The organism is Pantoea sp. NSTU24, assembly GCF_050157905.1.
Classification (GTDB): Bacteria; Pseudomonadota; Gammaproteobacteria; order Enterobacterales; family Enterobacteriaceae; genus Pantoea.
The window spans coordinates 2,348,985-2,363,498 of sequence record NZ_JBKIWZ010000001.1 but is presented as its reverse complement, the minus strand read 5'-3'; the positions used below and the strand labels follow the sequence as shown (position 1 = coordinate 2,363,498).

At 57.8% G+C, this 14,514-nt stretch carries 12 protein-coding genes; 1 reads left to right on the top strand and 11 read right to left on the bottom strand.

The window, feature by feature from the left end; genetic code table 11:
* Window positions 1-82: 82 nt before the first annotated feature.
* From ACLHDD_RS11205 to trxC, 3 genes are all read right to left on the bottom strand, one after another.
* Complete coding sequence (locus tag ACLHDD_RS11205; protein ID WP_427104175.1) at window positions 83-2,758, bottom strand: GNAT family N-acetyltransferase; 2,676 nt, start codon at window positions 2,756-2,758, stop codon at window positions 83-85.
* Between the two features lie 138 nt (window positions 2,759-2,896).
* A complete protein-coding gene (locus ACLHDD_RS11200; RefSeq protein WP_427104174.1) occupies window positions 2,897-3,574 on the bottom strand; it encodes a tRNA-uridine aminocarboxypropyltransferase in 678 nt (225 codons plus the stop codon).
* Window positions 3,575-3,655: 81 nt separating this feature from the next.
* Window positions 3,656-4,075: a thioredoxin TrxC gene (gene trxC / locus ACLHDD_RS11195; RefSeq protein WP_111139911.1), complete on the bottom strand. Its 420-nt coding sequence runs from the start codon at window positions 4,073-4,075 to the stop codon at window positions 3,656-3,658.
* 159 nt (window positions 4,076-4,234) lie between these two features.
* On the opposite strand from trxC, the gene ACLHDD_RS11190 reads away from it, so the two are divergent.
* A complete protein-coding gene (locus tag ACLHDD_RS11190) occupies window positions 4,235-5,401 on the top strand; it encodes a tRNA/rRNA methyltransferase (protein ID WP_427104173.1) in 1,167 nt (388 codons plus the stop codon).
* 40 nt (window positions 5,402-5,441) lie between these two features.
* On the opposite strand, the gene emrB is transcribed toward ACLHDD_RS11190, so the two are convergent.
* From emrB to nrdH, 8 genes are all read right to left on the bottom strand, one after another.
* A complete protein-coding gene (gene emrB, locus ACLHDD_RS11185) occupies window positions 5,442-6,977 on the bottom strand; it encodes a multidrug efflux MFS transporter permease subunit EmrB (protein WP_427104172.1) in 1,536 nt (511 codons plus the stop codon).
* Between the two features lie 16 nt (window positions 6,978-6,993).
* Complete coding sequence (emrA, locus tag ACLHDD_RS11180) at window positions 6,994-8,166, bottom strand: multidrug efflux MFS transporter periplasmic adaptor subunit EmrA (protein WP_427104171.1); 1,173 nt, start codon at window positions 8,164-8,166, stop codon at window positions 6,994-6,996.
* A gap of 150 nt (window positions 8,167-8,316) precedes the next feature.
* The gene (gene mprA / locus ACLHDD_RS11175; RefSeq protein ID WP_111139914.1) at window positions 8,317-8,847 is read right to left on the bottom strand and encodes a transcriptional repressor MprA; all 531 of its coding nucleotides are present in this window, start codon (window positions 8,845-8,847) and stop codon (window positions 8,317-8,319) included.
* A gap of 302 nt (window positions 8,848-9,149) precedes the next feature.
* Entirely contained in the window at window positions 9,150-10,337 is a 1,188-nt protein-coding gene (locus ACLHDD_RS11170; protein ID WP_427104170.1) for an MFS transporter, read from the bottom strand.
* A 431-nt stretch (window positions 10,338-10,768) separates the two neighbouring features.
* Window positions 10,769-11,731 carry a class 1b ribonucleoside-diphosphate reductase subunit beta gene (gene nrdF, locus ACLHDD_RS11165; RefSeq protein ID WP_427104169.1) on the bottom strand — a complete coding sequence of 321 codons (963 nt, stop codon included), beginning with the start codon at window positions 11,729-11,731 and terminating at the stop codon, window positions 10,769-10,771.
* A gap of 5 nt (window positions 11,732-11,736) precedes the next feature.
* Window positions 11,737-13,875 carry a class 1b ribonucleoside-diphosphate reductase subunit alpha gene (gene nrdE, locus ACLHDD_RS11160; protein ID WP_427104168.1) on the bottom strand — a complete coding sequence of 713 codons (2,139 nt, stop codon included), beginning with the start codon at window positions 13,873-13,875 and terminating at the stop codon, window positions 11,737-11,739.
* Window positions 13,845-14,258 (bottom strand): class Ib ribonucleoside-diphosphate reductase assembly flavoprotein NrdI, encoded by a 414-nt coding sequence (gene nrdI, locus ACLHDD_RS11155; RefSeq protein ID WP_427104167.1) that lies wholly within the window; start codon window positions 14,256-14,258, stop codon window positions 13,845-13,847. Before nrdI ends, nrdE begins: the two co-directional genes overlap by 31 nt.
* A 4-nt stretch (window positions 14,259-14,262) precedes the next feature.
* Entirely contained in the window at window positions 14,263-14,505 is a 243-nt protein-coding gene (gene nrdH, locus ACLHDD_RS11150; protein ID WP_427104166.1) for a glutaredoxin-like protein NrdH, read from the bottom strand.
* Window positions 14,506-14,514: the final 9 nt, after the last annotated feature.

Below are 14,514 nucleotides of genomic sequence, written 5' to 3'. Positions count from 1 at the left end.
CTTTTCATTGTATGGCCTTTTGCCATCAAATCAGGGTTATAACCGTAAATAATAACATCAACTCCGTCGATTCGAACGTTTTTTACCTTTCTCTACAAGGCAGAGCTATCTCATTCTGTAAAGGCAGTTTAAGGCTGACAATACCCTCATCCAGTTGAATATCAACATGAAAGTTCAGTTTTCGGGCCAGCGTAATCATGCCGCGATTATGGGGCATGGTGATACCGTTCAATTGTTGCAAGCCATGATGCCGGGTATAGCGGATCATTTTTTCCAGCAGGCGACGCCCCATGCCTAACCCTTTCAGGTCCGAACGAACCAGTACCGAAAACTCCGCATCAATATTATCGGCATCAGAGATAGCGCGTGTGACGCCGATGATCTCCTGGCCGCCCTGATGGGGACGCACAGCCACTATGGCCATCTCGCGGTCGTAGTCGATCTGCGTCATATTGGCGAGATCCTCATGCGTAAACTCATTGATTTCGCTAAAGTAGCGATAGTAGAGGTCCTCTTTGGTGACCTGACTGATGAAATCACGCAGCAGCGGTTCATCTTCAGGCAGGATTGGCCGGAACAGGCAGAATTGCCCATCCTTTAACTCTACCTGCTCTTCCAGATGCTGAGGATAGGGGCGTATGGCCAGCCGGGCTTCGTTATCGCCATCAAAGGGGGCCAGCGTCAGGGTGACATCCAGCAGGGTGAAATCGTTGCCTGCCGCCAGCAGCGGATGGATGTCCAGTCGCTGGATCTCCGGACAATCCACAACCAGATCCGACACCTGAACCAGCAGCTGGCTCAGTCCGGAAATATCCAGCGGATTAAGCCCGCTGCGGCTGCGGATTTTCCCACTCTTGATCGCCTGAATCACCAGATAGCGTGCCAGCGTCATATTCAGCGGAGGCAGAGCAACGGCTGCCTGCTTATCGGCCTGCCACTCTACGCCGCCTTCGCCCAGCATAATGATCGGGCCAAACAGCGCATCCTGTTCTACCACCACCCGCAGCTCCTGTGCGCCCGCGCGGCTGGCCATGCTTTGTACCAGTAAGCCTTCTATACGCGCCTGCGGCAGCGTCTCGCGTACCCGGTCAAAGATGGCCTCAGCGGCATGCTCCACTTCGCGAGCATTGCGCAGATAGAGCATCACGCCCTGAACCTCTGACTTATGCATAATATCGGGTGAGCGCAGCTTCAGCGCCACCGGATAGCCTATCTGGTCAGCAATCGCCACGGCGGCTGCACTGTCACTGGCAATCCAGGTCGGCAGCGTGGCCAGGCCATAGGCCTGTAACACCGGCTGCACTTCGTGTGTGTCCAGCGCAGTCACCCCGCGCGCCAGTGCCTGTGACAGCAGCCTGTGAGCATGCGCGCTGTCCTGGTTCAGCGTTGCAGGCAGAGCAGGAGTTTCGCGCAGTTGCTTCTGGTTGCGGCGATATTCGACCTGATGCATAAAGGCGGTCACCGTGCCTTCAGGCGTGCGCCAGGTCGGAATGCCCGCCTGGGTAAACGCCCGGCGGGCGGCCTGGGAGGAGAACTCGCCGCACCAGTTGGTCAGCAGGGTGACCAGCTTACCGCGCGGATGACGGGCAAAGGTGTCGATCAGGTGCGTAGCCGTTTCGGTGGCGGGTGCCACCGCGCTGGGCGCATGAATAATCATCAGCGCATCAAACTCATGGCTGTCGAGCAGGATCTCAACGCAGGCAGCATAGCGTTCTGCTGTGGCGTCATCTTTTAAGTCCAGCGGATTGCCGCGACCTGTACCGGCCGGCAGCAGCGCCTCAAGCCGCTGACGGGTCTGCTCGCTGAGCTGCGCCAGCTTGCCGTTGCGGGCATAGAGTTCATCCAGCGCCAGCGCGGCGGGTGCGGCGCCATTACTGATGATCATCAGCCGATCGCCACGCAGCGGCCGCATGTGACTCAGCGACTCCACGGCGGAGAACAGCTCATGGGTGTCCTGCACCCGCAACAGGCCCGCACGCTGAATGGCAGCGTCCCAGGCGGCGTCCAGTCCGCTGTGTGTGCCCAGTAGCGCCTGCGCTTCACGGCTGCGCCCACTCTTGATTACCAGAATCGGTTTATTACGTGAGGCGCTGCGGGAAGCGGAAACAAAGCGCCGCGCATCGCTGAGGTGCTCCAGATAGAGCAGGATCGCGCTGGTCTTACCGTCGCGGGCCAGGAAGTCGAGCAAATCATCAACATCGGTATCCAGACTGTCGCCCAATGCGATAAACCAGGAAAAGCCGAGGTTGCGCTGCTGCGCCCAGTCGAGAATGGTGTTGGAGACGGCGGCTGACTGGGAGATAAACGCAATACGCCCTCTGGCGATCGGCACTGGCGAGAAACTGGCATTTAATCCCTGCCAGGGCGCCAGCAGGCCCAGACTGTTTGGCCCCAGCAGCCGTATCTGCCATTGGCTGGCGCAGGCTTTGAGTTCGGCCAGCTGACTGGCGGGCGCAGAGAGGATAATGCAGGCCTTACAGCCTTTCTCGCCGAGCTGTTGCAGCAGGGTGAGGTTTCGCTTTGAATGGGTGCAGATCACCGTCAGGTCGGGCGCAAAAGGCAGGCTGTCGATCGTGGGCCAGGCCAGCACCCCGCTGACTGCTTTATATTTTGGCGTGACGGGCAGGACGGGGCCGCTGAAGCCGCCCGCCAGCAGGTTACGCATCATAAAATAGCCTGCGCGCCCCGGCGTCACCGAGGCACCAATTACCGCAATTGATTTAGGTCGTAACAGCGCTTCCAGCCCGCGTTGGCTCATCTCACCCTCCAGAGATCGGGATTTGCATGATTGTAATCGCTTTTTGCGGGCGGTGCTTCCGGGCAGATCGCAGGCTGCGTATTGCGATCTGGTTATCGCGGCGGACGGGCAGCCGTCCGCCAGAGATAACGAGGGCAGTTAAGCCTGACCGGCGTGATGCGGTTTACCCGCCAGGTAGGCCGCGCGGAACCGATCGAAATGGTGAGAGAGCGCTTCTGCCGCCCGCGCATCGCCCGCCTGCGCCAGCAGCGCCGCGGCCACCTCAGCAGTACAGTGCTGGCCTTCACCGTGTGCTTCGCGCAGCGTGTAGCGTGAAGGTGCGCTGACCGCCAGCGACATCACCGGAAAGGCATCCAGCCACGGGCTCTTGCGAAACATTTTGCGTGCTTCGGTCCAGGTGCCATCGAGCATAATAAACAGAGGCGGCTTGTCGCCAGCAGGAGGCACTGTCAGTACCTCGCGGCCGGGATCGGCATAGGCGGCCGGGAAGACCACCACCGGCTGATAGTCGGGATGACGCACCGCTGCCAGCAGCAGCGGGTCCGGTTCAGTGCGTGACCAGCCAAACGCTTGAGTGTCTGGCAGAATATCGGCAATCAGACGACCGGTGTTACTCGGTTTCATCGGCTCGGTATCGAACATAACCAGACAGAAACGGCTGCGGGCGGACTGTGGGACAATCTGGCTGCAGAGACAGTGAGCTTCAGGCAGCAGACAGCCCTGACAGCGAACGACCCGATTCCCGCGCGCAAGGAAAGGGCGGGTCGAACGGGCCAGACGTTGGGTGCGCAAGCGCAGAACAGCATTATCAGACATGAGCATTCAGGGCAGGAAAAACGTCAGTGTAATCGAAGCACAGCGGAAAAGGAAAAGGCCAGACAGGCTGGCCTCCGAGGATCAGAGCGATTCATCCAGCCATTCGTTGAAAGGCGCTTTGGGCATTGCCCCATTCAGCATGTCGACCCGCTGGCCATTTTTAAACAGCATGATAGTCGGGATACTGCGGATATTGAAACGGGCGCTCAGGGCCGGTTCCGCCTCTGTGTTCACTTTGATAAAGCGGACTTTGCCGCTGCGCTCGCTGGCGACATCCTTAAACACGGGCGCGAAGTTAACGCACGGCCCGCACCAGGGCGCCCAGAAGTCGATTACCACGGGCAGATCGTCCTGCAGATATTTGTCAAAGTTGGCGCTGGTGGCATTTACCACTTCGCCATCAAACAGGGCATTTCCACAGCGACCACATTTCGCCACGTCGGCAAGGCGATCGTCAGGAACGCGATTGGTTGCCTGACAGGAAGCGCATACCGTATTCATAGGAACCTCTGATGTTGAAAAATGTCAGTCTGGTAATAGTCGGCCATTATGAAAGGGGGCGTATTTTCGCTCAATCTGTATTGCTCTATAGGTTCAATAGTTGATAGCTAAGCGCCAGCACATCAGGTAATCTGCGCGCTCTCAATGCAGGAGGAAGATATGAACGACGAATTTAAAGGTAAGAGCGGTAAAGTTAAGGTGATGTACGTGCGTGGCGAGGACGATAAAAGCGCGCGTGCGTCGAATCCTCGTACAGGCAAAGGTGGTCACTCTGCTGCCCGTCCGGATGATAACCGTCGTTCGTCTGGCTCCCGCACTGAACGCAGCCAGGAAGGGAGCCGCTCTGCCTCTGCGGGTCGTCGCAGCGATGATGCCGGCCGCAGCAGCTCTTCGCGTCGCCCTGAAGGCGGACGTGGCGCTCCGCGTCGCAACGATCGGGGCGATGAGAGCCGCGGTGCCTACGGCAACAGCGATTCACCGTGGCGCACTGTCTCCCGCGCGCCCTCTGCGGACAGGTCGGCTGCGGCTGACACGGATAAGCCGGATCATGGCGGCATCAGCGGCAAGAGCTTTGTCGATCCGGAGCAGATCCGTCGTCAGCGTAACGAAGAGACCCGCGTCTACGGTGAGAACGCCTGTCACGCGCTGTTCCAGAGCCGTCCGGAAGCGATTGTTCGTGCCTGGTTTATACAGGAAGTAACGCCCCGTTTCCGCGAAACGCTGCGCTGGCTGGCGGCCAACCGCAAAGCCTATCACGTGGTTGAAGATGCCGAGATCACCAAAGCCTCAGGCACCGAGCATCACGGTGGCGTCTGCTTCCTGATCAAAAAGCGCATGGGCATGGCCGTAGCGGAATGGCTGCAGCAGGCGAATACCAAAGATTGCGTGCTGGCGCTGGAAGATGTCAGTAACCCGCATAACCTCGGCGCGATTATGCGCAGCTGCGCGCACTTCGGCGTTAAAGGCCTGCTGGTCAACGACGCCTCACTGCTGGAGTCCGGTGCGGCCGTGCGTACCGCAGAAGGCGGTGCTGAGCATGTGCAGGCCATCAGTGGCACAACCTTCAGCGACGGTCTGGAAGCGTTCCGTAAAGCGGGTTATACCATCGTGACCACCTCCAGCCATCAGGGCACGCCGCTGGCGCAGGCATCGCTGCCGGAGAAAATGGTGCTGGTTTTAGGGCAGGAGCGCGAAGGTCTCTCCGATACCGCTTTCCAGCAGGGTGACATGAGCCTGTCGATTGGCGGAACCGGCAACGTGGAAAGCCTCAACGTGTCGGTGGCAACCGGTGTGCTGCTCGCCGAATGGTGGCGTCAGAACGCATAAAAAAACGGGCCGAAAGGCCCGTTTTTCATTTCATTCAGCGTCAGTGCGCGCCACCGCCGCCACCGCCTGCACTAAACGGCGGGCGGGCAAACCAGATCAGCACCAGCAGGATCAGGAAGACGCCAGCCGATGCCCAGAAAATTTCATTCGCTGAAATAATCAGTCCCTGATTGGTAATCTGCTGCGCGATCCAGGCAGAGGCCTGCTGCTGCGTCATCCCCATGCCTTCCAGCTGGCTGTACATCTGCTGCGAATTGACGTTGTAAGGGGTTATCGACTCCGCCAGATAGCTGTGATGCATCGATTCACGATTGGTCCACATGGTGGTGGTGATCGAGGTGCCTATCGAACCGGCCAGCGTACGCACAAAGTTAGACAGGCTGGATGCGGCGGCCAGTCGCTCCGGTGGCAGCCCGGAGAGCGTAATGGTGGTCAGCGGCATAAAGAAGCAGGCCACGGCAAAGCCCTGGATAAACTGCGGCCACGCCGAGGCGCCAAAATCCATGCCCGGTTCAAAGGTATAGGCGCGCCAGTAGAAGCAGACCGCATACATAATGAAGCTAAAGGTCACCAGCCGCCGCATATCGAGTTTATGGGCGAAACGACCAATAATCGGCGACAGGATCACCGGAATAATCCCGACCGGTGCCGAGGCCAGCCCGGCCCATGTGGCCGTATAGCCATAGACCTCCTGAAGCAGTTGCGGCAGCAGAACGATCGAGCCGAAGTAGAGCATATAGGCCAGGCTGATCGACAGGCAGCCGATAGTGAAGTTGCGCGATTTAAACAGTGAGAGATCGACGATCGGATTATCGTCCGTCAGTTCCCAGACCAGCAGCACCGCCAGCGCAATGACGGCCACCACCGCCAGCACGATGATCTCCGTGGAGCTGAACCAGTCGAGCTCTTTACCGCGATCCAGCATCACCTGCAGGCAACCAATCCCCACCACCAGCAGGACCAGACCGACCATATCAATCGGGCGGATCTCGGTTTTAGTTTCGCGACCGCGCAGGGTCTGCAGCGTCAGCAGCACGACCACCGCACCAATCGGCACGTTGATAAAGAAGATCCAACCCCAGTGATAGTTATCGCTGATCCAGCCGCCCAGAATCGGGCCGCAGATCGGCGCGACGATCACCGTCATTGCCCAGAGCGACAGCGCGATGCTGCGCTTCGCAGGCGGATAATTGCTGAGCAGCAGACTCTGTGACAGCGGAATCAGCGGGCCTGCCACGATCCCCTGCAGCACGCGGAAGAAAATCAGCATCTCCAGGCTCTCTGACATGCCGCACGCCCAGGAGGCGACAGCAAACAGAATGGTGGCCCAGGTGAACAGCTTCACTTCACCCACGCGCTTTGCCAGCCAGCCGGTGATCGGGATGGAAATCGCGTTAGCGACGCCAAACGAGGTGATCACCCAGGTGCCCTGTGAGTTAGAGGCACCCAGATTACCGGCGATGGTTGGAATGGCCACGTTGGCGATGGTCGAGTCCAGAACCTGCATGAACGTCGCCAGCGACAGCGCTATGGTCATCAGGACCAGCGGCATTCCTTCAAGCGGTTTTTTTGCCATTACAGCCTCCGCGTCATCATCCGGCGTTGGCACGGACGATATCGGTGATCAGCTGATTGACCGGCGCGAGGTCAATCGCCAGGGCGTTGCTGCTGTAAGCGGCCTGCTGACGGACGCTGGTGGCCAGCGTACTGCCCTCCTGGCTGGTGGTGTCGATTTTAACCAGCGTGGAGAGACCGATGCGCAGGGGATGTCTGGCGATATCCTCCTGATTCAGTTCGATACGCACCGGCAGGCGCTGAACCACTTTGATCCAGTTACCGGTGGCATTCTGTGCAGGCAGCAGAGAAAAGGCGCTGCCGGTACCCATATCCAGACCCACGACTTTGCCATGGTAGACCACATCGTCACCGTAAATATCGGCCACCACGGTGGCGGACTGACCGATGCGTACGCCAGCCAGCTGGGTTTCTTTAAAATTAGCATCCACCCACAGGTTGGTAGCGGGTACAACGGCCATTAGCGGAGTACTGGTGGAAATCTGCGAGCCGACCTGAACGCTGCGACGGGAGACAAAGCCATCCATCGGGCTGCGAATCTCGGTACGCTGCAGCGCCAGCCAGGCGTCGCGCAACTCGGCTGCGCTCTGCTGTACGGCGGGCTGATTTTCCAGCGAGGTGTTAAGGATCATCGCCTGATTCGCATTATATTGCTGAATCGCCACGTCGAGCTGCGCTTTGGCGGTCGCGACGGCATCGCGGGCGTGCTGCAACTCTTCACGACCAATCAGATTAGCCGCACCCAGTGGCTCACGGCGTTTCAGGTCGGCCTGCGCCTGCGCCAGCGCGGTCTGCTGCAGCGTGATGCTGGCCTGATACTGTCTTCCGTTGATCATCAGCTGATGTGTCTGACGGACGCTGGTGGCGAGGGCCGTCTGCGCTTTTTCAAACGCCTGCTCCGCATCGGTCTTATCCAGGGAAACCAGCACATCGCCTTTTTTGACAAAATCGGTGTCTTCAAACCAGACTTTATTCACGCTGCCGGAGACCTGTGCCATCACCTGCACCTGATTACCTGCCACGTAGGCGTCATCCGTTTCCTGAAAATGACGCAGGACCAGGAACCAGTATGCGCCCCAGGCAATACCCGCCAGAACGATGACCAGCGCCAGCACAATCAGCACACTTTTGCGCTTTTTCTTTTTGTTAGCTGACGGTTGCGGGCGTTGTGCTTCTGCCGATGCACTCATGAATTTCTCCACATTTTCCATTTAGTCGGGGGGCAGTCATCCCTGTCCGCCAGCGCCCGAGTCGAAAAAGCCAGCGCCGGAGCGCTGGCCAGATAAAAAAGGAAATTAAAATAACGATTCCGACAGGTGATTGTGTCGCACTTATTGCTATTAGCGGGACAGCGAGGCGATCAGTTGATCTTCATCCATTTTATCGAGACGGTTAAGCAGCTTACGGGTGATCCCTTCCAGCTGAGACTTCTCATCACCGGACAGCGAAGACCAGAGATACTGCAGGCTCTGATGCTGAGGGGGCAGCAGCTGACGCAGGAACTCCATGCCTTTGTCGGTCAGATGCAGATGCAGGCAGCGACGGTCGTGGTCGCTCTCGCGACGTTCAATCCAGCCGCGCTTCTCCAGCTCATCAGCAATGCGCGTGGCATTGGTGCGTGAAGAGCCCAGCGCAGAACTGAGTTCAGAAGGCTGAATGCTGTGGTTCTCCTGCGCATCCAGTGTAATTAACGCCATGAACAGGGTTTCGTTGATCCCCTGTGCTTTCAGCATCTTGTTACGGTTGTCCAGCAGTTTACCCTGCATATGCATACAGAGACGCGTCAGAATAATTTCCTGTAACGGAAAATCCTTATGACGATTGGCACGGATGTTTAGCATCTGCTCAATGGGAGTAAACGAACTTTCCATTAAAAAAAACCTCACTAATTGCAACTTGTATAATAACTGTGGTGACAGGTTAAGCGTAGTCACTTTTTGGCAGGTGAGCGTTGTCGGACGCACGCTACACCCCTTAAGGCATTTCAGACCACTCCCTGGCCCTGGGTCAAAAACCCGTCCGCCCGGCGACAACCACAGGGCCGGGACGCTATCAAAAAGGGGGCAAATTTAATAATATCGCGAGGAAAAATAACTGAAGTGAATAGGTTTGCTACTAACCATAACAAACCTAACCATTTGTGACCAGATGCAATACGCTCTCCGGACAGGGTTCAGGTGATTTTTTCCGGCTCATAGCACGATCCGCTTGCCCAGATCAGCATATTGATCAGCGTCAGCACTACGCCCGCGCCACAGACCCCATACCAGCCCGCCAGGTGGTAAGCGGTGGCGGAAAGTAATGAACCTGCCGCTCCACCCATAAAGTAGCTGGTCATGTACCCCGCATTCAGGCGATTGCGCGCTTCCGGCATCTGCGCATAAATCACACTCTGATTGGTGATATGCACGGCCTGCACCGCCAGATCCAACAGCAGGACACCGATGATCAGTGGTATAAGCTGCTCTGCTCCCCATGCAATCGCGGCCCAGGAAACAAGCATAATCAGCAGGCCCAGCCGGGTTGTCAGCTTCGCTTTGCCTTTATCCGCCAGCGAACCGGCCTGACGAGCCGCCAGTGCGCCAGCCGCACCGACCAGCCCCAGAAGACCAATCTGACCTTCGCTGAAGTGGTAGGGCGCACCAGAGAGCAGAAACGCCATCGACGTCCACAGCAGGCTGAAATTGGCAAAGGAGAGGCAGCCTGTCCAGGCTCGGGTGCGGATCACCCTGTTGCCTGCATACAGGCGAAGAATGGAGGACAGCAGTTGCGGGTAGCGCAGAGGAACAGACTGCCTGACGAGAGGCAGCGAACGCCACAGGGCCAGAGCCATCATGAGCATCAGCAGGCTGGCGGTCCAGTAGACGGTTCGCCAGCCGCCAAGCTGGGCCAGAGCGCCAGCGGCCGTGCGTGCCAGCAGGATCCCGAGCAGCAGACCGCTCATGACCGTTCCAACGATCCTGCCGCGCTGCGCGGGCTCAGCCAGCGTCGCGGCCAGCGGCACCAGCACCTGGGCGGCAACCGAAAACAGGCCGGTCATCACCGTTCCCAGTAACAGCAAGGCGAAAGTGTGCGAAAGGGCAATGATGACCATTCCGGCTGCGGCCAGCAGGATCATCGTCACAATCAGACTGCGGCGTTCAAATCGATCACCCAGCGGCACCAGCAGCAGCAGGCCGCAGGCGTAACCGAGCTGCGCCGTGGTAACAATAAAACCGGCGAGGCTCACTGAGAGATCAAACTGTTGGGCAATGGTATTCAGCAGTGGCTGAACGTAGTAGTTACTGGCGACGCAGAGGCCGGTCGCTACCGACATCAGCATCACTAAGGCAGGCGTCAGCCCCTGGTGAGTCCTGTTCATAAACCGCATCGGTCGCTAATAATCATTTGAGGTTAATAATAACCTAAAAAACTATTTCAGACGTGTGTTTATTGACAGGCCATACCAGTCATAACAAGAGGCGCAACCTGCGGCGGAGGAGATGTGCTCTGAGAAGGTTGTGACCACACAGGGCTCAGCGTCTCACCGACAACGCAGATCGTTAAAGCGATAAGCGCACACGCCTGAAGCAATGCATTGCGGGCGATGGACAAACAGGGCAGGCACATTTTTGAAAAAACACAAAGCGCCGGACCGGGTGCAGGCGTATCTCAGGCATGGGGGCCCCTCACCCGCGCTGAACCCGTCGGGGATCGCCTCTTTCACCTCTTCGCCTGAGACATCCGCTCCCTGTGCCTGCCTCTTACATGCTGTTGCCGATCAGCCTGACAATCCGGCTGATCTGTCCGCTATCAGAAATTCCAGTCCTCATCTTCCGTTTCGACGGCTTTGCCCATCACATAGGAAGAGCCTGAACCAGAGAAGAAGTCGTGGTTCTCATCGGCGTTAGGCGACAGCGCCGACAGAATCGCCGGATTGACCGCTGTCAGCTCCGCCGGGAACAGCGCCTCATAACCCAGATTCATCAGCGCCTTGTTGGCGTTGTAATGCAGGAAGGTTTTCACCTCCTCCACCCAGCCGACCTCGCCATAGAGCGCCTCGGTGTAAGCCACCTCATTCTCATAGAGCGCCAGCAGCAGGTCATAAGCAAACTGCTGCAGCTCCTCACGGCGGCCATCGTCAGTCTCCGCCAGCGCCCGCTGATATTTGTAGCCGATGTAATAGCCATGCACCGCCTCGTCGCGGATGATCAGGCGAATCAAATCGGCAGTGTTGGTCAGCCTGCCCCGGCTCGACCAGTACATCGGCAGCCAGAAGCCGGAATAGAACAGGAAAGACTCCAGGAAAACGCTGGCGATCTTCTTCTTCAGCGGGTCGTCGGCCCGGTACTGCGTCAGAATGATGTGCGCCTTATTCTGCAGCGGCACATTCTCTTCGCTCCACTGATAAGCAGCATCCACATCCTGAGTGTTGCACAGGGTGGAGAAGATCGAACTGTAGGAGCGGGCGTGTACGGCTTCCATGAAGCTGATATTAGAGAGCACGGCCTCCTCATGCGGGGTAATTGCGTCTTCCATTAAACCGGGCGCACCGATCACATTCTGGATGGTGTCGAGCAGCGTCAGCCCGGTAAAAACCCGGATGGTCAGCTGCTGCTGCTGTTTATCCAGCGCCTGCCAGCCGGGCAGGTCGTTGGAGAGCGGCACTTTCTCCGGCAGCCAGAAGTTGCTGGTCAGACGGTTCCACACCTCAAGATCTTTTTCGTCCTGCAGGCGGTTCCAGTTAATGGCCTGTATCTGTTTAAGTTTCGTCATATTTATCACAGGGAGCAGGAGACGCAGCCCTGAACCTCCGTACCCTGAAGCGCCATCTGACGCAGGCGAATGTAATAGAGCGTTTTGATGCCTTTTTTCCATGCGTAGATCTGCGCTTTGTTGATGTCGCGCGTCGTGACGTCATCGCGGAAAAACAGCGTCAGCGACAGCCCCTGATCGACGTGCTGCGTCGCTTCTGCATAAGTATCAATAATCGCCTCCGGCCCAATCTGATAGGCATCCTGATAGAGATGGAGATTGTCATTGGTCATAAACGGCGCAGGATAGTAGACGCGACCGGTCTTGCCCTCTTTACGGATCTCGATCGGGGAGACAATCGGATGGATGCTGGAGGTGGCGTGATTAATGTAGGAGATCGAGCCGGTAGGCGGGATCGCCTGCAGGTTCTGATTAAACAGCCCGTGCTGCATCACCGCCTCACGCAGCCTCTGCCAGTCCGCCTGGGTGGGCAGCGTTACGCCCGCGTCGGCAAACAGCTTCGCTACGCGTGTGGTGCGTGGCAGCCATTCGCGCTGCAGATATTTATCGAAGAAGACGCCGCTGGCGTAGTCCGAGGCCGCAAAACCGTCGAAGGTCTGCTGATGCTCCTGCGCCAGCTGGTTCGACGTAAAGAGCGCATGGAAGGTAATGCAGCAGAAGTAGAGATTAGTGAAATCCAGCGCCTCTGGTGAACCGTAGGCGATTCCTTCACGCGCCAGATAGCCGTGCAGGTTCATCTGCCCCAGGCCAATGGCGTGCGAGCGGCGATTACCTTCGGCGACCGAAGGCACCGATCTGATCTCGCTCATCATCGACACCGCCGTCAGCGCCCGTACCGCCACATCCACGGTGTGGGCCAGATCGCCGGAGTCCATGGCGTGCGCAATATTCAGAGAGCCGAGATTACAGGAGATATCTTTGCCAACCCGGCGATAGCTAAGATCCTCATGGTACTCGCTGGCGCTGTTCACCTGCAGGATCTCTGAGCAGAGGTTGCTCATATTGATACGACCGGCAATCGGGTTACTGCGGTTCACGCTGTCCTCGAACAGGATATAGGGATAGCCCGACTCAAACTGAATTTCAGCCAGCGTCTGGAAGAGGTCGCGTGGCTGGATCCACGTTTTGCGGATGCGATCGTCGGCCAGCATCGCCTCATACTGTTCGCTGATGCTGATATCGCCAAAGGCCTTGCCGGTGACCCGCTCCACGTCATAGGGCGAGAAGAGCGCCATGGGTTTGTTCTCTTTCGCCAGCTGGAAGGTGATGTCGGGGATCACCACACCCAGCGACAGCGTCTTAATACGGATCTTCTCGTCGGCGTTTTCGCGTTTGGTGTCCAGGAAGCGGAGGATATCGGGATGATGCACATTGAGCCAGACTGCGCCAGCTCCCTGACGGGCGCCCAGCTGATTGGCATAGGAGAACGCATCCTCCAGCATTTTCATCACCGGAATCACACCCGACGACTGATTTTCGATACGCTTGATCGGTGCACCGGACTCGCGCAGGTTCGACAGCAGAAAGGCGACGCCGCCGCCCCGTTTTGAGAGCTGAAGCGCCGAATTTACGGCGCGGCCAATCGACTCCATATTATCTTCAATGCGCAGCAGGAAGCAGGAAACCAGCTCACCGCGCTGCTGTTTACCGCAGTTGAGAAAGGTAGGCGTAGCGGGCTGGAAACGGCCGCTGAGGATCTCCTCCAGCAGCGTCCGGGCCAGCGATTCATCACCCCGGGCCAGCGTCAGCGCCACCATGCAGGCGCGCTGCTCAAAGTTTTCCAGATAGCGTTTGCCATCAAAGGTTTTCAGGGTATAGCTGGTGTAGTACTTCCAGGCACCGAGGAACGTTTTAAATTCAAACCCCCAGTTCTCTGCGAACGCATGCAGGGCGATCAGGAAGTCAGGATCGTACTGATTCAGCACCGCTGCCTCGTAGTAGTTCTCCTGCACCAGATAGCGTAACCGTTCGGCGCAGCTGGCGAACGATACGGTATTGGGCTGCACATGCTGCAGATAAAACTGACGCACCGCGTCGCGATCCCTGTCGAACTGGATGCGTCCCTCGGCGTCGTAAAGATTGAGCATGGCGTTAAGAGCGTGATAGTCAGGCGTCACGTCGTTGAAAATCTCTGTTGTTGCCAAAATTGGGTTACTCCCGCTTTAACTTTCGCAATGTCGTCAGGGGTGCCCATCAGCTCAAAGCGATAGAGGCAGGGCACCTGACATTTAGTGGCAATGATGCTGCCGGCCAGGCCGTAGCCGGCACCGAAGTTCCGGTTACCCGCCGCAATCACCCCACGGATGCCACGTCGGTTCGCTTCATCATTCAGAAACTGAATCACCTGGCCGGGCACCGCACCGCGCCGGGCGCCGCCGCCGTAGCTGGGTACCACCAGGATATAGGGCTGGTCGACATGCAGCTGTTGCCCGGCATCGATCGGGATGCGGCGGGCGGGCAGGCCCAGGCGCGTGATAAACCGGTGGGTGTTTTCCGACTGGCTGGAAAAATAGACCAGCGGGAACATACGCTTATCCCCCAACGGCAGAAAGTGGACGCAGAGTGGCGATTTTGTCCGGACGGAAACCGCTCCAGTGATCGCTGCCAGCCATCACCACCGGCACCTGGCGGTAACCGAGGGATTTCAGGGTGTCGGCCGCTTCAGGCTGGCTGTCGAGGTTGATGAGTTGATAGGTCAGGCCCTGACGATCCAGGGCATTTTTTGTTGCCGTGCACTGGACACAGTGATCTTTGGTGTAAATAATAATACGCATGATTCGTAT